General features: G+C 68.9%; 15 protein-coding genes. 4 read left to right on the plus strand and 11 right to left on the minus strand.

Annotation, left to right across the window (positions count from 1 at the left end; all coding sequences use genetic code 11):
- Positions 1-2: 2 nt before the first annotated feature.
- Entirely contained in the window at positions 3-731 is a 729-nt protein-coding gene (locus tag M9914_01275) for an SDR family NAD(P)-dependent oxidoreductase (protein MCO5172802.1), read from the minus strand.
- A gap of 53 nt (positions 732-784) precedes the next feature.
- Here M9914_01275 and M9914_01280 point away from each other — a divergent pair, with 53 nt between their 5' ends.
- Together M9914_01280 and M9914_01285 are read left to right on the plus strand one after the other, a co-directional pair.
- Positions 785-2,065, plus strand: a complete 1,281-nt coding sequence (locus M9914_01280) for a glutamate-5-semialdehyde dehydrogenase (protein MCO5172803.1) — start codon at positions 785-787, stop codon at positions 2,063-2,065.
- A gap of 149 nt (positions 2,066-2,214) precedes the next feature.
- Positions 2,215-4,197: a type IIA DNA topoisomerase subunit B gene (locus tag M9914_01285; protein MCO5172804.1), complete on the plus strand. Its 1,983-nt coding sequence runs from the start codon at positions 2,215-2,217 to the stop codon at positions 4,195-4,197.
- A gap of 87 nt (positions 4,198-4,284) precedes the next feature.
- Here the strand turns inward: M9914_01285 and M9914_01290 are convergent, their stop codons facing one another.
- From M9914_01290 to M9914_01325, 8 genes are all read right to left on the minus strand, one after another.
- Positions 4,285-5,091 (minus strand): cytochrome c, encoded by an 807-nt coding sequence (locus tag M9914_01290; GenBank protein MCO5172805.1) that lies wholly within the window; start codon positions 5,089-5,091, stop codon positions 4,285-4,287.
- Positions 5,084-6,271: a hypothetical protein gene (locus M9914_01295; GenBank protein MCO5172806.1), complete on the minus strand. Its 1,188-nt coding sequence runs from the start codon at positions 6,269-6,271 to the stop codon at positions 5,084-5,086. Before M9914_01295 ends, M9914_01290 begins: the two co-directional genes overlap by 8 nt.
- On the minus strand, positions 6,268-6,906 hold the full coding sequence (locus M9914_01300; protein ID MCO5172807.1) for a cytochrome c: 639 nt from the start codon (positions 6,904-6,906) through the stop codon (positions 6,268-6,270). Before M9914_01300 ends, M9914_01295 begins: the two co-directional genes overlap by 4 nt.
- Positions 6,903-7,466 carry a DUF3341 domain-containing protein gene (locus M9914_01305; GenBank protein ID MCO5172808.1) on the minus strand — a complete coding sequence of 188 codons (564 nt, stop codon included), beginning with the start codon at positions 7,464-7,466 and terminating at the stop codon, positions 6,903-6,905. The genes M9914_01300 and M9914_01305 overlap by 4 nt, the downstream gene beginning before the upstream one ends.
- On the minus strand, positions 7,463-8,902 hold the full coding sequence (gene nrfD / locus M9914_01310; protein ID MCO5172809.1) for a polysulfide reductase NrfD: 1,440 nt from the start codon (positions 8,900-8,902) through the stop codon (positions 7,463-7,465). Before nrfD ends, M9914_01305 begins: the two co-directional genes overlap by 4 nt.
- Positions 8,902-11,886 carry a TAT-variant-translocated molybdopterin oxidoreductase gene (locus M9914_01315; protein ID MCO5172810.1) on the minus strand — a complete coding sequence of 995 codons (2,985 nt, stop codon included), beginning with the start codon at positions 11,884-11,886 and terminating at the stop codon, positions 8,902-8,904. The genes nrfD and M9914_01315 overlap by 1 nt, the downstream gene beginning before the upstream one ends.
- Positions 11,883-12,545, minus strand: a complete 663-nt coding sequence (locus M9914_01320; protein ID MCO5172811.1) for a cytochrome C — start codon at positions 12,543-12,545, stop codon at positions 11,883-11,885. Before M9914_01320 ends, M9914_01315 begins: the two co-directional genes overlap by 4 nt.
- A 395-nt stretch (positions 12,546-12,940) precedes the next feature.
- Positions 12,941-13,564 carry a TetR/AcrR family transcriptional regulator gene (locus tag M9914_01325; protein MCO5172812.1) on the minus strand — a complete coding sequence of 208 codons (624 nt, stop codon included), beginning with the start codon at positions 13,562-13,564 and terminating at the stop codon, positions 12,941-12,943.
- A 55-nt stretch (positions 13,565-13,619) separates the two neighbouring features.
- Between M9914_01325 and M9914_01330 the strand changes: the two genes are divergently transcribed.
- Complete coding sequence (locus M9914_01330; protein MCO5172813.1) at positions 13,620-14,480, plus strand: NAD(P)H-binding protein; 861 nt, start codon at positions 13,620-13,622, stop codon at positions 14,478-14,480.
- Between the two features lie 57 nt (positions 14,481-14,537).
- Positions 14,538-14,795: a hypothetical protein gene (locus tag M9914_01335; GenBank protein ID MCO5172814.1), complete on the plus strand. Its 258-nt coding sequence runs from the start codon at positions 14,538-14,540 to the stop codon at positions 14,793-14,795.
- 727 nt (positions 14,796-15,522) lie between these two features.
- On the opposite strand, the gene M9914_01340 is transcribed toward M9914_01335, so the two are convergent.
- Positions 15,523-16,140: a TetR/AcrR family transcriptional regulator gene (locus M9914_01340; GenBank protein MCO5172815.1), complete on the minus strand. Its 618-nt coding sequence runs from the start codon at positions 16,138-16,140 to the stop codon at positions 15,523-15,525.
- Between the two features lie 5 nt (positions 16,141-16,145).
- Positions 16,146-17,327 carry an FAD-binding domain gene (locus M9914_01345; GenBank protein MCO5172816.1) on the minus strand — a complete coding sequence of 394 codons (1,182 nt, stop codon included), beginning with the start codon at positions 17,325-17,327 and terminating at the stop codon, positions 16,146-16,148.
- Between the last annotated feature and the right edge of the window lie 83 nt (positions 17,328-17,410).

The raw sequence follows: 17,410 nt of genomic DNA on the forward strand, positions 1-17,410 counted from the left end.
GCTCAGCCCACGCTGAGCGGCAGCTCGTGCACCAGGCCGCGGGGCGGGCGGTCCAGGAGGAAGAGCACGGCGTCGGTCAGGGCGTCGGGCGCGATCCAGGCGGTCGGGTCGGCGCCCGGCATGGCGCGCCGGTTGCCCGGCGTATCGAACGCCCCCTTGGGCACGAGCAGCGCGACGTTGACGCCGCGCTTCGCCACCTGGGCCGCCAGCGAGCGGAAGTAGGCGGCGAGGGCCCCCTTGGCGGCCGCGTAGGCCACCGAGCCCGGCGCCGGGGAGGCCCCGGCCGCCGCCCCGACGGCGACGAGCGCACCCCGGCCGGCTGCGAGCATGCCGGGCAGCACCGCTGCACAGGCGTTGACAGCGCCACGCAGGTTGCCGTCAAGGGCGCGCTCCAAGACTGCGGACGCGCCCAAGGCGCCGTCGGCGGGCCCCGGTCCGGGCTCGAACCTGCCCGCCAGGTGGACGAGCGCCTCGGGCGCGCCGTAAGCGCCATCCAGCCGCGCCACGGCCTCGGCGACCGCCGCCGGCTCAACCAGGTCGACCCCCGCCACGGTGACCGCCTCGCCCAGCCCCGCGAACCGTTCCGTGGCCCGCTCCTCGCTCCCCGGCCTGACCGTGGCGACGACCCGCCAACCCGCGGCCACCAGCCGCGGGACGACGGTCGCTGCGAGGTCGCCGCCCGCGCCGGTCACGAGAGCCGTGCGCGGCCTGTCTGAAGTCGTCTCGAGCATGCCGAAGTGTAAGTCGGGCGGGGAAGGCACGGGCGCGTTGGCTATACTCGCCCATGCCCGCGACTCGCTCAGCGCCGGTGCCCGCTCACCGCCCCAAGGGTTACCTCGATACCCTCCTGGCCAAGGCCAGGGTCGCCTCCCGTGCCCTGGCCGCCGCGGACCGCCCGGCCGCCCTGACGGCCATCGCGGAGGGGCTCTCGATTGGTGCGCCGACGGTCCTGGAGGCCAACGCCGCGGATGTGGCGGCCGAGCAGGCGCGGGGCACGAGCGCCGCGCTCGTCGACCGCCTCCGCCTCTCGCCCGAGCGCCTTGCCGCCATCGCACGGGCCGTCCTGCAGGTCGCGGACCTGCCCGACCCGCTCGGCGCGGCGCCGACGGCGTGGACGTTGCCCAACGGGCTGAGCGTGCGGCGGGTGAGCGTGCCGTTCGGGGTCATCGGGATGGTCTACGAGTCGCGGCCCAACGTCACGGTGGACGCCGCCGCCCTCGCCCTGAAGGCCGGGAGCGCCGCCGTGCTGCGCGGCTCCTCCAACGCTCTAGCCAGCAACCGGGCGCTCGTGGCAAGCATGCGCGCCGCTCTCGGTCGCATCGGGCTGCCTGAGGACGCCGTGCAGCTGATCGACTCGCCCGACCGCGAGCTCGTCACGGAGCTCCTGCGCGCACGGGGGCGCGTCGACCTCGTCATCCCGCGTGGTGGCGCCGGTCTGATCCGGCACGTGGTCGACACCGCCAGCGTGCCGGTCATCGAGACGGGGGTGGGCAACTGCCACCTCTACGTCGACGCGGCCGCGGACCTCGCCATGGCGGGGCGCCTCGTCATGAACGCCAAGGTGCAGCGGCCGGGCGTATGCAACGCGATCGAGACGCTGCTGGTGCACGAGCGGGTCGCCGACGAGTTCCTGCCGCGCGCCGCCGCCGACCTCCGGGCGGCCGGCGTCAGGCTCTACGGCTGCCCCAGGGCGCGCGCCATCGTTACCGGCATGGACGCTGCCGGTGACGCCGAATGGGGTAAGGAGTTCCTCGACCTGGAGCTTGCGGTGCGCGTGGTCGCGGACCTGGACGAGGCGTTGGAGCACATCGCCCGCTTCGGTACGCAGCACACCGAGGCGATCGCCACGCGCGACGCCGACGCCGCCGAGCGTTTCAGGCGCGAGGTGGACGCCGCCGTCGTCATGGTGAACGCTTCCACGCGCTTCACGGACGGCTTCGAGTTCGGTTTCGGCGCCGAGATCGGCATAAGCACGCAGAAGCTGCACGCGCGCGGGCCCCTCGGGCTCGAGCAGATCGTCACCTACAAGTACCTGGTCGACGGCGACGGGCAGGTGCGTGGCTGACGGCCGGCGGTGACCCGCGGTCGTCCGCGCTACACGGCGAACACCCTGGATGGACTAGGCAGAAATCCTGTCCAGGACGACGCATAACGTTTGACCCACCCACATGTTTGCGGGTAGAATGGGGCCGTTAGTGGGCCACGGAGGTCTAGTTGAACGGTCACGAGAACGGCAACGGCAGCGGTAACGACTACACTGCCGACAGCATCAAGGTCCTACGCGGTCTCGAGGGGGTACGTAAGCGCCCGGCCATGTACGTGCAGGGCGGCACGGGGGTGGACGGCTACCACCAGCTCCTAACCGAGATCATCGACAACGCCATCGACGAGTTCCTGGCCGGTTACGCCGACACGGTCGAGGTGACGCTGAACGCCGACGGCTCGGCAACCGTGACGGACAACGGCCGCGGCCTACCGGTCGACGTGATGAAGCGCGAGGGGCGCCCGGCCATCGAGGTCATCTTCACCGAGCTCCACGCGGGCGGCAAGTTCGACGCCGGCGCTTACAAGGTGTCCGGCGGCCTCCACGGGGTCGGTAGCTCGGTCGTCAACGCCCTCTCCAACTGGTTCGTCGCGGAGGTGCGGCGCGACGGCAAGCTCTACCGCATCGGCTTCGAGAACGGCGCGGTCTCCGAGCCGCTGCACGTCATCGGCACCGCCCCGGCGGGGGTCTCCGGCAGCACCGTGACGTTCCATCCCGACCACTCCGTCTTCAAGGAGATCGAAGGGTTCGACTACAGCCGCGTCCGCCGCCGCCTCCGCGAGCTCTCCTACCTCACGGGTGGCGTGCGCATCGTGCTGACCGACAACCGCGGCGCCGCCCCGCGCACGGAGACGTTCCACGAGGTCGGCGGGGTAGCCGCCTACGCCACGTTCCTGGCACGCGAAGGCACGGCCCTCTACGACAAGGCCATCGCCATCAAGGGCACGGCGACGGTCCCGACTGACGGGGGCGCTCACGACGTCGAGGTCGACGTCGGCCTCATCCATACCGCCGGCTACGGCCAGACCGTCCTCACCTACGCGAACATGATCACCAACCGCGACGGCGGCACGCACCTGACGGGCTTCAAGAGCGCCTACACGCGCGCGCTGAACAACTACGCCAAGGCGAAGAACATGCTGAAGAAGGGGGAGGCGGCGCCCACCGGCGACGACTTCCTCGAGGGCATCGCCTGCGTGATCTCCGTCAAGCTGCCCGACCCGCAGTTCGAGTCGCAGGCCAAGGTCAAGCTCCTCAACGCCGAGGCGCAGACGGCCGTCAACAGCGTCGTCTACGAGAAGCTCACGGAGGCCCTCGAGGAGAACCCCAAGGTCGGCAGGGCCATCATCGACAAGGCGGCCCAGGCCGCGAGGGCCCGCGAGGCCGCCCGCAAGGCGCGCGACCTCGTGCGGCGCGCCAACCCCCTCGAGAACGACGACCTACCGGGCAAGCTGGCCGACTGCCAGTCCCAGGACCCGTCCGTCAGCGAGGTCTACATCGTCGAGGGCGACTCGGCCGGCGGCACGGCCAAGCAGGGCAGGGAGCGCCGCTTCCAGGCCATCCTCCCACTACGCGGCAAGATCCTGAACGTCGAGAAGGCCAACCTCGGCAAGATCCTGAAGAACGCCGAGATCCGCGCGATGATCGCCGCCATCGGCGCCGGCATCGAGGGCACGGGTGACGACGCCCACTTCAGCATCGAAGACGTCCGCTACCACCGGATCATCATCATGACGGACGCCGACGTGGACGGTTCGCACATCCGTACGCTGCTCCTAACGTTCTTCTACCGCTACATGCGCCCCATCATCGATGCCGGCTACCTCTACATCGCGCAGCCGCCCCTCTACGGCCTCCGCATCGGGCGGCAGAAGGAGATGCAGTACGTCTACGACGAGGCGGCCCTCGCACAGGTCCAGCGGCAGAACCGCGACAAGAAGCTCGAGGTCCAGCGCTTCAAGGGTCTGGGCGAGATGAACGCCGAGCAGCTCTGGGAGACGACCATGAACCCGGAGACGCGCATCCTCAAGCGCGTCACCATCGACGACGTCCTTGAGGCGAGCGAGACCTTCGAGATCCTCATGGGCACCGAGGTGCCGCCGCGCCGCGAGTTCATCGAGACGAACGCCCACCTCGCGCACCTGGACGTCTGAGCTTGCGCGCACGGCCGGGCGCTACCAAGAGAGGGCCCGCGCGGCGATCCGCGCGGGCCCTTCCTGTAGGCGCTATCGACTGCGGGGTCAGTCCAGGCCGGCAGCCACGCGGTTGGCGTGGACCTCCGTCGCCATGAGCATCATGCCCCGCACCGCCTCGACGTCGGCGGCCGTGTACGGCTCGAAGCCGGCCGGCAGGTCGGCCTCGTTGCCCCAGGCCGTCATGACGTAGTTGAGGATGGCGGCGATATCGGCGTCCTGCAGGTGCAAGTGCGACGGCATGACGCCGTTGTAGGTCGTGTTGTGGACGCTGATGCTGCCTTGGAGGCCGAAGGCGATGGCCTCGACCGGGTAGTCGCGGTCCGCGGCGTACAGCTCGGGGGCGTGCCCGGCGAGGGGCGGGAAGGCCATGGGGATGCCCATGCCCGTAGCCTGATGGCAGGCCGAGCACGTGCTCATGTACAGGGGCTCACCGTCGGGCAGGGCCGGAGCGCTCGTTTGCACCGCCGCACCGCCGCCGGCCTCCCCGGAGGCATCCGGCGTGGCGGGGGTGGGGGGCGCCGCGGCTGCCGGCGCTGCCGGTGCGACCATCGGGGCGGCGGAGTAGAAGCCCGGGTTGACCACGCCGCGCTCGGCGACGAGCTCCATGGCGCGGTTGATGTCGATGCGGGCCCTGCCGCCGCCCAAGTCCTCGTAGCCGGTGATGCTCGCGACGGCCGCCTGGAGGTCGGCCTGATGCGCGGAGCCGTCGAGGATCTGGTACTTTCCCTGCGGTCGGGAGGTGGCGAGGAAGAGCAGCGCGAGCAGGATGACGCCCATGCCGGCCGACCCGAGGGCGACGGCGGAGCGGACCTGCTTCTCGCTGAACAAGTAGCCGCGGCTGTTGTCAGGCATGGTGTTCGACCACCTTCAGGAGCCGCGGGTCGTTGGCGGGCACCACGTTGCGTGCGGCCAGCGCGCGCGCGTAGACGGCTACCCAGATGCCGCCGAGGCCCACGAGCAGGAGCACGTCGAGCAGCCTGACTTGGAAGCCCGCCCGACCGAACGCGGGGACGAGGAACCAGTAGTAGTTGAGGAACTGCACGACGAGCGCCCATACGGCGACGATGGAGAGCGCCCGCCGCGTGCGCTTCACCCAGCGCGAGAAGAGGATCATGAACGGGGCGAAGAAGCCGAAGAACAGGAGGAACGCGCTCAGGCCCACCCACTCGGGGCCCAGGCGGAGCGTGTACCACGTCGCCGTCTCGACGACGTTGTTCGACCACTGGATGATCAGCTGCGAGATCTGCGTGTACGCCCAGAACATCGTGACGGCCATGAGGAGGTTGCCGAGGTCCTGCAGACGCTTCGGGGTGAGGAGCTTGTCGATCGTCGGGTTGACGCGCGCCAGGTTGACCATCACGAGGATGACCACGGCGAGCGCGGAGATGACCTGGCTGGCCATGATGATGCCGGGGTAGATGCCGGAGAACCAGGTCGGGGTCACGGACATCGCCCAGTCGAAGGCGGCGAAGGTCATCGTCAGGATGTAGACGACCACCCATAGACCGCTCAGGTTCTTCATGCGGTAGCCCGTGCGGGCCGACGTAGCGGAGTCGTCGTCCTGGCGCTTACCGAGGCGGCGGTACAGGAAGGCGCCGAGCGTGAACACGGCGAAGATGACCACGGCGCGGACGATGAAGAACGTGGTGTTGAGGTAGGCCGTCTTGGCCGCGACCGTCGGCTCGGCTGCGACGTAGGCGGCGTCCGTCCACGGGTAGAGGTCCCGCATGCCGAAGAGGATCGGCAGGAAGAGCAGGGCGAAGAGCGGCACGGCGCCGGCGGCCGCCTCGAGCGGCCGGCTGATGAGGGCGCCCCACGACCCGCCCGCCAGGTGCACGACGAACAGGAGCATGAGCGAGCCGAGCGAGATGCCGAGCCAGAAGAGGTAGGTGAACAGGTAGGACTGGAAGAAGCCCTCCGCGTGGCCCGCGAAGCCGAGGATGACGGCGACGAGCAGCGCCACCGCCCCGACCACCAAGCCGCCGATCTGGGCCTTGCCCGTGTTGATGGGTGGGAGCTTGAGCGAGCTCATCGGTTGGCCTCCGGTGCGCTTGGCGCGAGCGTCGCGTCGGTCGGGACGTCGGCCAGGCTCGCGTTCTGGCTGAGCTGCAGCGCCTTGACGTACGCGGCGATGGCCCAGCGGTCCGCCACCGGGATGCGCGAGGCGTAGCTGTACATGCGCCCGAAGCCGTTCGTCATGGCGTTGTAGAAGTAGCCGACGGGGGCGTCGAGCAAGCGCTGGGTCGTCGTGAAGTTGGCCGGCTGGGGGAAGCCCTTTAGGACCGTCGCCCCGAGGCCGTCGGCGTTGAAGTTGTGGCACGGCGAGCAGTAGATGTTGAACCGCTCCTGGCCGCGCTGGAGGAGGTCGGCGGTCAGCTCGACGGGCAGCTCGGAGAGGAACCCCGTCGGCCCCATGCCCGTCAGGTAGGCGGGGTCGAGAGCGCCGAACTCGCGCGAGACGGTGCCCGTTGGCAGCGGGCGCATGGCCGAGCCGTCCGCGAAGAACGGGGAGGACTCGAAGGCCTTCGCCTTGGGCTGGTCGTACATGTTGCGCCCGCAGCCCGTGAGGAGCAGCGTGCCGAGGAGGCAGGCGGCCAAGAGACCGCGCCTCACGCGCTCGGCCCGGGAGCGGGCTCGTGGCGCGGCCGGTGCGAGTGCCTGCGTCACTTCTCCACCTCCGAGATGACGAGAGGAGAGAGCCCCTCGAGGAACGCGCGGGTGGAGCCCAGGTCGAACTTGGGGTCGCGCGCCTCGATGCAGAGGAAGAAGCGGTCGCGCATGGCGTTGTCGAACCCCGGGGTGTTGAATATCGGGTGGTACGGCCGGGGCAGCCCGTTGCGCACGAGCATGGTGATGGCGGCCGTGAGGCCCGCGAAGAGGATCGTGCACTCGTACATGATGACGATCCAGTTCGGCCAGCTGTTGAGGGGCTTGCCGCCCGAGACGAGCGGGTAGTGGGTCGTGTTCGCGTACCACTGCATGAAGAACCCGCCGAGCCCGCCCGTGATGCCCATGATGAGCACCACCCAGCCCAGCCGGGTCGGCTTCATGCCGAGGTCGAAGTCGAGCCCCTCGACCGGGAAGGGCGTGTAGGCGTCGATCCTCGTGTAACCGGCGTCGCGGACACGCGTCGAGGCCTCCCTGATGGCCTCGACGCTGTCGAACTGGGCCACGAGCCCGTAGAGGTCCGACGTCGAGGCGGTGTGGGCGAGGGTGGCGCTGCTCATGCCGGCTCCTCAGCGTGGAAGTACTCCATGCGGGCGCGCTCGAAGGCGTCGCTGCCGTGATGGTGGTCGTGGTAGGCCGTCTCCTTCGTCTCGGCCGTGGCGATCGACGGCAGCAGGCGGATGAAGAGGAAGAAGAGGGTGGAGAAGAGGCCGAGGCTGCCGATGAACAAGGACCAGTCCCAGAAGGTCGAGACGTAGTCGGCCCAGGAGGAGATGAGGAAGTCCTTCGTGAGCGAGACGACGAAGATCACGAAACGCTCGAGCCACATGCCGACGCTGACGATGATGGCGATGAAGAACAGGGCCCACGGGCTCTGCCTGACCTTGCGGAACCAGAGCGGCTGGATGGCCACGAAGTTGCAGAAGATCAGCGCCCAGAAGAAGACGGCGTGGTCCCCGAACATGCGGTTCCAGATCATGTAGCGCTCGAACTCGACACCCGAGTACCAGGCGGTGAAGATCTCGATGAAGTAGCCGTACACGACGATCATGCCCGTGGCGAGCATGAGCTTCGAGGCGTTGTCCAGGTGCCGCAACGTGACGAGGTGCTCGAGGTGGAACGCCTTGCGTAGGGGCACCGCGAGGATGAGCACCATCGCGAAGCCGGCGAACACGGCGCCGGCCACGAAGTAGGGCGGCATGATCGTGTTGTTCCAGCCCGGCAGCTGCGCCGCGGCGAAGTCCATGGCGATCGTGCTGTGCACGCTGAGCACCAGCGGGAAGCTGACGGCCGCCAGGAGCAGGTACGCCCGCTGGTAGCGCTGCCACGCCTTGGTCGAGCCGTTCCAGCCCAGCGCGAGTACGCCGTACAGGAGCTGTTGGAACTGCGTCTTGGAGCGGTCGCGCAGCGTCGCGAGGTCGGGGATGAGGCCGATGAACCAGAACACGAGCGAGATCGTGAAGTAGGTGCCGATCGCGAAGAAGTCCCAGTCGAGCGGGCTACGGAACTGCGGCCAGAGCCCGAAGGTGTTGGGGTACGGGACGAGCCAGTAGAAGACCCACGGACGGCCGAGGTGGAGGATGGGGTAGAGGCCGGCGCAGACCACGGCGAAGATGGTCATCGCCTCGGCGAAGCGGTTGACGGTGGTGCGCCACGGCTGCCTGAAGAGGAGCAGCGCGGCGGAGATGAGCGTTCCGGCGTGACCGATGCCGATCCACCACACGAAGTTGATGATGGGCATCCCCCAGGCGACGGGGATGTTGTTGCCGAAGATGCCGATGCCCGTCGTGATCAGCTTGACCACGGACACCAGGTACACGAGGAGCACGCTTGCCGAGATGACGAAACCGATCCACCACCACAGCGGCGTCTTGCCTAGAGGCGCCAGGACGGGCGTGAGCACGGCGTCGTCGATGCCGCCGTAGGTCTCGCCGGGCCTGATGACGCGGTTCGTCTCCTTGAAGGGGGTCTTGCGCTTGCCGGCAGCGACCGCCATCAGTGGCTCCCTTCCGCGCTACCGAGCGCGGGGTTGGGGTTCTTGACCTTGGCGAGGTAGGTGGTGCGCGGGAAGGTCTGCAACTCCTCGAGCATCCAGTAGTTGAGCGGCGAGGCCTTCACCGCCGCGACCTGCGAGGTCGGGTCGTTGAGGTCGCCGAAGACGATGGCTTGGGTGGGGCAGGCCGACTGGCAGGCCGTGACCACCTCGCCGTCGCGGATCTTGCGGTCCTCGACGGAGGCGTCTATGCGGGCCGTCGCGATGCGCTGGGTGCAGTACGTGCATTTCTCCATGACGCCGCGCGACCTGACGGTGACGTCGGGGTTGTTGGCGAGCGACAGGGGGGTGGCGTCCGTGGCGAGCTCGGCGTACTGCAGCCAGTTGAAGCGGCGCACCTTGTAGGGGCAGTTGTTCGAGCAGTAGCGCGTGCCGACGCAGCGGTTGTAGACCATCACGTTCAGGCCCTCCGAGTCGTGGACCGTCGCGCCGACGGGGCAGACGGGCTCGCACGGGGCCTTCTCGCACTGCTGGCAGGGCATGGGCTGGTGGAAGAACTGCGGGTCGTCGAGGCTGCCCGAGTAGTAGTTGTCCACGCGGATCCAGTGCATCTCGCGGCCGCGCGCGACCTGCGCCTTGCCGACGATGGGGATGTTGTTCTCCGACTGGCAGGCGACCACGCAGGCGTTGCAGCCCGTGCACACCGTCTGGTCGATGACCATGCCCCACTTGTAGCCCTTGTACTCGAAGTCCGGGTAGAGGTCGGCTTCGTGGTGGGCCACCGGGTGCACGAAGTGCGGGTGCTCGGGCGCCGCGCGGAACTCCGCGAGTGTGCCGGAGCGCACGATGTGGCGCGCCTCGCCCGTGCCTTCCAGGCTGTGGTGCGTCTGAGTGCTGACGAGCGAGTGCGAGTCGTTCGTCTTCGCGACCGTGACCGGCTGGGCGCCGGCCGCCGTGTGGTCGAGGAGCTGGTAGGCGTTGACGCCCACGCCCGTGCCGACCTTGCCGGCGCGGGAGCGGCCGTAGCCGAGCGCCAGGGTGATCGCGCCGGCGGCGTGGCCGGGTTGCACCCAGACAGGGGCGCTCAGGTCCTTGCCGCCGCTCGTCAGCTTGACGACATCGCCCGTCTGGACCCCCAGAGCTTCCGCGGTGGCGGGCGCCATGAGCGCCGCGTTGTCCCACGTGAGGTTGCTGAAGGCCTTCGGCAGCTCCTGGAGCCAGCCGTTGTTGGCGAAGCGGCCGTCCTGCAGCGAGTCGTCGAGCACGAGCTTGAGCTCGATGCTCGCCGCGGTCGGGAGCGCCCCGGTGACGGGGGCGGCGGAGACCGTGGCCGGCTGCGAGCGGCTGCCCGCCACCGTGCCGCGGTAGACGCTCTCGCGCCAGAAGTCGTCGAAGGAGCCCGTGACGTTGGCGCGCCAGTAGTTGCGCACCACGTCGTAACCGGCGGTGCTCGGGTTGCCGAGGAGGGCGCCTAGGAGCTCGACGTCGCTCTTACCCGCGTAGAAGGGGAGGATGAGCGGCTGCCTGATCGTCACGGTACCGTCGAAGGCGCGCGCGTCGCCCCACGCCTCGAGGAAGTGCGACTCCGGCAGGCTCCACGTGACCGCCGCGGCGGTCTCGTCGTCGTACAGGCCCAGCCTGGCCGAGAACGGGACCTTGGCGAGGGCGCCGGCGAAGTCGAGGCTCGCCGGGGCGGTGTAGACGGGGTTGGCGTCGATGATGACGAGCGCCTCGACGGAGCCGCCGTTCATCAGGCCGACGAGCTCGGCGAGCTCCTCGCGGTGCACGGCCGGCCTGGCGGCGGCCGGCTGCAGGTAGCTCACCGTCGTGCCGACGTTGCCGAGCGCGGCGTTGAGCGCGTGGCCGATGGCGTGCACGACGGGCGGTTGGTCCTGGCCGACCACGACGAGCGACTTGCCGCGGTTCGCCTCCAGGTCCTCGACGAGCGCGTCGAAGAGCGCCTGGCTAACGGCTGCTGGGCGCTGGGCCGCGGGGGCCGAGGCGCCCACGGATGCGGCCAACGCGGCGGCGAGCGCGGCCACGTCGCTCGGCTTGAGCGCCACGCGGTGGTCGGCGAGCGACGCCGCGTGCGTAGGGCTCGTCTCGAACGCGTAGAGGCGGTTCATGGTGTCCGTGGCGCGCCTCAGGCGGCGCGCGTCGGCGAACGCCCTGGCGTGCGCGAGGCTGCCGGGGCCGGAGTCCATGAAGTCCGCGTCGAGCGCGACGACGACGTCCGCGGCGCGGAAGTCGTAGACGGGCGTGGCGTCCTGGCCGAAGGCCTGGCGGGCGCCCGCGACCACGTTGTCCGGATGGACGGGGTCGTACTGGAACCACCGCGCCTGCGGGTACTGGCCAAGGAAGTCGGAGATCTGGGAGGCCAGGGTCGGCGAGGTCACGTTCTCGGTGAGGAGCGCGAAGCCGTCGCCGCCGGGCAGGCCGGCCAGAGCGTCGGCGAGGGCGGACGTGAAGTCGGCCCACGTGCTGGGCTGGCCCCGCTGGAGGACTTCCTGCGCGCGGTCGGGGTCGTACAGGGTCAGGACCTGCGCCTGCGTGATCGCGCCGGTGGCGCCGAGGCTCGCCGGGTGGTCGGGGTTGCCTTCCAGCTTGGTCGGGCGGCCCTGGTGGCTCTCTGCGAGGACCCCCTCGGCGTACCCCGCGTACGTGACGGCGGTCGCGAAGTAAAGGGGACGGCCGGGCGTGATCTGCTCGGGCTGTTTGACGTACGGCACGATCTTCTCGTGCGCGAGGGGCGGTCTGGCGCAGGCGCTCAGCCCGGCGAGGGCCATGCTCGCTCCGAGGAGCTTGAGGAAGTCACGCCGCTCGAAGCTGCCTTCGATCGGAGCCGCCTGGCGTGGGAACTCGCGCTGCAAGAAGAGCTTGAACTCTTCCGTCTCGGCGAGCTGGTCGATGCTGCGCCAGTAGGCGGGGCCTTCCTGGTTGGCCAACTTGGCGCGGATGTCGCTGAAGTCGATCTGGACGTCGCTCATCTGTGGCACGTCGAGCACTGGGTGAGCTTGTCGGTGTCGATGTGGTACGCCTCCACGAGGGTGGCGCCCAGGGCCAGTTGCGCCTTGGGGTCGGCGAGCGGTTGGTACGCCATGTTGAAGACCTCACTCACGGGCCGCAGAGCCGTCGCCGGGTTCCGGTGGCACTCGAGGCACCAGCCCATGGTCAGAGGCTCGTTCTTCCAGACCTGCGCCATCTCGTCCATGCGGCCGTGGCACGTGCTGCAACCGACGCCGTTGTTCACGTGGGCGCTGTGGTTGAAGTACACGTAGTCGGCCAGCTCGTTGACGCGGTTCCAGGCGATCGGGGTGCCGGAGTTCCAGGAATCGACGACGGCCTGGACCTGCGGGGTGCCGACGCGCAGCTGCGAGTGGCAGCCCATGCAGGTCTCGGTAGGGGGCACGCTCGCGGTGTTGGAGGTCTCGACGGTGGTGTGGCAGTAGCGGCAGTCGAGGCCGACCTGGACGACGTGGAGGTTGTGCGGGTAGTCGATCGGTTGCGCCACCGGAACGCCGACGGCGTTGTTGGAGACGCGTGCGTAGAAGGGGAGGGCGACGATCATGAGCACGGCGAAGATGCCGCCGGCCCAGACGGCCCAGGTGACGAACGAGTTCGAGTTGGGAGGGAAGAGCTGAGGCATCAGCCGGTGGCCCAGCAGCGCGCCTCAGGTTGACCTGCCGCCTGCACGACTATGAGTGGCCGGGTCGCTCTGGCTGGCGCTGGCCGTTGTGAAACGCAGTTCATGATGCTCCGATCGACCTCCCTACAAGACACCGGACCGCCGAACCCGTGCTGAACGCTCGCCGGGCCGGTCGGGACGGCTTGAAACTGTCACAAATCTATCACAGAGGCGTTTCCCGACATTTCGGGACTATTGTCCCGGGTCCGGCGCGGCCTGTCAGGATGAAAGTTCCCACGACGGAAGGCTGCCCGAAGCCGCCCCGGATGCGTTCCGAGGAGCGCGCTCACGACCCGATCTTCGGCCGTGAACCGCATCCGTGCGCCTAGACGGCGTGAGAGGCCCCGGCGTTGCTGTCAGGCGGTTTCCTCGTCGCTGGTGATCAGGTTCCAGAAGATGCCGATGGCGGTGGTTGCCGTTGCGCTGCGGGTGGTGGTGTCGTTCTTGCTGTTGAGTGCCCACTGGTCGATGGTTGTGAGGGTGGTGATCGCCAACGCGGTCAGGAGGTCGGGGGGGAGGTCGGTGCGGACCGTGCCGAGTGCCTGCCCGGTCTCGAGCACACCGCCGATCCAGTCGTTCACCGCTCGTCGCACCGTCGTGATCGCCCGCTCGGGCGGGGCGTCGGCGGAGTTGTGGAACATGCGGCCGAGGTCCATCAACTCCGGTCGGGTGAGCGCCACGTGCCCGAGGCGTGCCAGGAGGCCGACCAGTTCGTCCCGGAAGCTCTGCCTGGTGAGGGTAGGCGGTTGCGGTGGACGGATCTCGCGGAGTAACGCAGTGGACAGACGTTCGGTCACCCAGTCGTGCAAGGCCGCCTTGTCAGCGAAGCGGTGGTAGAAGGAGCCCTTGCCCATCCGGGCGCGGCTCAGGATGCCGTTGAGGGACGCCCCCTCCAGGCCGCGGGCGGCGAACGCCTCCGCCGCGACCGCGCAGAGGCGGTCCGCCGCGGCCGTGTCGAGTGGGCGGGCTGGACGAGGCATCGCCTTCATCGTAAACTGAGTTCGTGTACCAGGCGGTACACGAATGGAGCCGAGGATGAGTGAGACGATCGTCGTGGCGGGAGCGACCGGGTACCTCGGTCGGCACGTGGTCACTGCGCTGGACGCGCGCGGATACGGCGTACGCGCGCTGGTCCGCTCGCGAGAGCGGGCGGAGGCGCCGGGTGCGTTCGGTGCGCCCAGCCTCGCCGGGCATGTCGCGCAGTGGCGCGTCGTCGACTACCGGGACCCCACCACGCTCCGGGACGCCTGCGAAGGAGCGACGCGCGTGGTGTCGGCGCTTGGCGTCACCCGGCAGAAGGCGAGCCCATGGGACATCGACTTCCTAGGCAACCTTCGGCTCCTCGAGGATGCCGAGCGGCACGGGGTGGTGTCGTTCCTTTATGTCAACGTGCTGCACTCGGACAGCGGCACGTCGCTGACGATGCGGGCCAAGCACGCGTTCTCCGAGGTGCTGCGCCGCAGCGGCGTGGCTGGGCAGATCGTCAACCCCTCTGGGTACTTCTCCGACATCACGGACTTCCTGCTCATGGCCAGGAAAGGGGTGGGTTTCACGGTCGGCTCCGGCGAAGCGCGCGTCAACCCGATCCACGGTGCCGACCTCGCGGAGTTCATCGTGGAGCGCCTGGCGGGGCCGGCGGGAAGCTGGGACGTCGGCGGCCCCGACGTCTTCACTTACCGTGAGTTGGAGGAGCTCGCGTTCCGCGTCGCCGGCCGCCGGCCCCGCGTGCTGCGCCTCGGGTCCGGCGCCACGCGCCCGTTGCTGTGGGCGGCGGACCGCAGCTCGCCCCGCATCGGCAACCTCGCCCGCTTCTTCCTGGAATCCCTCGCTGTCGACGCCTTAGGAACACCGACCGGCGCGCGCCGGCTCGAACCGTACCTGAGGTCGTTGCCGTAGGGGTGAGGCGACCCGGCTCGGCACTTCGGACCGCTGAGTGCAAACGAGTCCCGTTATGTGAACGTGCTCGTCATCGCCGTCGAGCGCCTTGATTTCGCGTGGATTCAGGCGAAGCGCGGCATCACCGGGTCGGCGCGGAGCACCCATGCAGACGACCTCAAGGCCGTGTCGAAGCCAAGCGGACGAACTAGAACACCCCTGACAGACAGCGACGTGGACGCTACTAGAACAACCCGCGCACAAGGGGTGAGCATGATCACGCTCGCGCGCCGATTCGGTGTGCATCGTGGCACGGTGTGGGTGAAGACGCGGTGATCGCCCCGCAACGGCGCAATAGTTGAACTGACCCCGACTACCCCCTCGCGCCGCGAAGCCGCCAGCGTGCAGGCCAACGACCTCTGGCGCCACCGGAACGAGGAGATCCGTGGGCAGCCCGCCGAACGTGTGCGGCAGCACGGTGGGCGGCGCGCGGAAGCACAACGTCACCCGGTTAGTGCCGCCTCGGGCCGACTCGTACGCGATCGCCATCCCTGTGGTGCCCGCCCCGACGACCACGACCTCCTTGCCTCGGCAGGGACCGGGCTCGTGATACTTGACCGAGTGCCTCACACGCGGCGCACAATCTGTAGCGGCCCACCCACGCGGCTGCCGTAGCCCTGCCCTGCTCGAGGACAGTGGTATCGAGGCCGCACAACCGCAACTCCGCGGCAACCGCTAGCCCACTCGGTCTACTGCCGATGATCATCACCTGCTCGTCCTTGCCACTGCCTGACTCGGTGGCTCACGATCAAGCGTGCAACCACCCGAGCAGCCGGTGCCACACCCCAGGAGGGGGTCTTGGTGTAGCGGCAGCGGCTCGATGCCCCCACGGCCCCGGTCCACATGTCAGCGGGCAGCTGGCACCCACGATGACTGGACCGGGTTCCGCGCGGGCGAGCGGACTGCACTGGATCAACCCCGACAACCGCTGACAGCGGCTCCTGCCAGCACGCGGTGCGGTTACGCGCGTCTTTAGCCATGCAGGCGTCCTGAAAGGTCGCTCTCACGGTTGGATTGCGCGTCGGAGGATGGCGAGGACAGTGTGGACAGCGGCTGCCTGGTCGTGAGGATCGGTTGCTTTGGCGATGACCCTTGAGTCGAGCACGCGGCCGATCGCCGTGCTGATGTCCAGCAGCAGGTCGTCGGAGACGTCGGTACGGATGGCGCCGATCGCTTGTCCTGCGGCAAGAGCCTCGGCCAGCCAAGGCAGGACGGCCTGTTCAGCGTCTCCGGATGCGTGCTGCGTGGCCCGTGAGCCCGTGCCCGACATCCAGTCGCGTAGAAGGCTCTTCAGCTGGGGCGACGTGTCGAGCGCGGCCACCAGTCGTAGGCAGTGGTTCTCGATCGTGGACCAGTAGGCGTCTGGCTCGGTGGCCGCGGGCACGGGGAAGGGCCCGGCCTGGGCGATCATCTGTCCCACCTGGACGCGAAGCAGGTGGGCGTAGAGGTCTTCCTTACTGTCGAAGTAGTAGTACATCGAACCCTTGGAGACCCCCGCCTGGGCAATGATCCGGTTCAGCGACGCCCCGGCGAAGCCGTGCGCGGAGAACTCCTGAAGAGCGACATCGAGGATGGCCTCCTGTCGTTCGTGGGCAAGCGTGTCGAAGCGCGGCCGTGGCATGCGCGTCAGCTGGCGGGGACGGGCGGGAGACGGATGGCGTCGATCAGACTGCGCCCGATCGCCAGCTTCGCGATGGGCGGGATGGTCATGAGTCCGAACACGGCGTTGCGTAGGAGAAGCAGCGGGCGGTTGCGAGGTACGAAGGCGCCGGTCATGCCGGTCGCGCCGTCCTGCTTGTCCCGCACGAGCTTCGCGAGCCGCTGCTGGTATCCGGCGAACGCCGCGACGTGGTCGCCGCGCGCCTCGTGCAGCTCGTAGGCGAGGACGTAGGCCTCGATCATCGCCAGAGCAGATCCCTGTCCTGCCAGCAGCGAAGGCGCCGCCCCGGCGTCACCGATCAGCGCGACACGACCGCGCGACCATGACGGCATCAGAATCTGGCTCGCCCGGTCCATGTAGAACGTCCGAGCCCGCGGCATCTGCTCCAGGATCGCCGGGACCTCCCAGGCGACATCGCCTAGACACCGCCGCAAGATGTCCTGCTGCGCGCCGGCGTCATCCTGCGGCATCTCCCCGTCGTAGCGGAACATGATGCAGAACATCGTCACGTTCTCGCGTAGGGCGAGGCGAAGCACTTGACGGCCCACCTCGGTATGCATCACTGCGACCAGTTCATCGCGCGGATGGTATCCGGGCACGTCGAAGGCGGCGACGGCGACGCCGAGGGACCGCTCGAACTGCTCCTCCGGACCGAACGCCAGTTGGCGCACCCGCGAGTGCAGCCCATCGGCCCCGATGACGATGTCGAACTCGCGCAGCGCGGCGTGCTCGAACTCGACGCAGACCCGCTCGCCGTTGTCGTCCAGCGAGACCACGGTGTCTCCGAAGACCGTCTCCACGTTTCCGCCGGCAGCTTCGTAGATGGCGCGGGAGAGATCGGAGCGCCCGATGGTGACGTAGCGGCCCCCGCTGAGGCCGACCACCTGGCGGGGGTCGAAGTGAGCGAGGCGGCGGCCGCTGCGCGAGACCTCACGAGCCTCGCGGATGTGGTAGCCCTCGTCCATCAGCCGTGGAATGATCCCCATCCGCTCCGCGACATCGTAACCAGCGCCCCAGAAGTCGACGACGTAGCCGCCCTCCCGCAACCGCGAAGCACGCTCTACGAGCGTGACCTCGTGCCCGAACCGCTGCAGCCAGTACGCCAGCGTGGGACCCGCGATCCCGGCACCCACGATCAGAACACGCACCAGCAAACCTCCTCAGACCGCCAGTATGACCAGCGGTCTAATACTTCCACATCGACGCTGCGCGCACAACCACGCGGTTGCCG

It is taken from the genome of Trueperaceae bacterium (genome assembly GCA_023954415.1).
In the GTDB taxonomy this organism is placed as follows: domain Bacteria; phylum Deinococcota; class Deinococci; order Deinococcales; family Trueperaceae; genus JAAYYF01.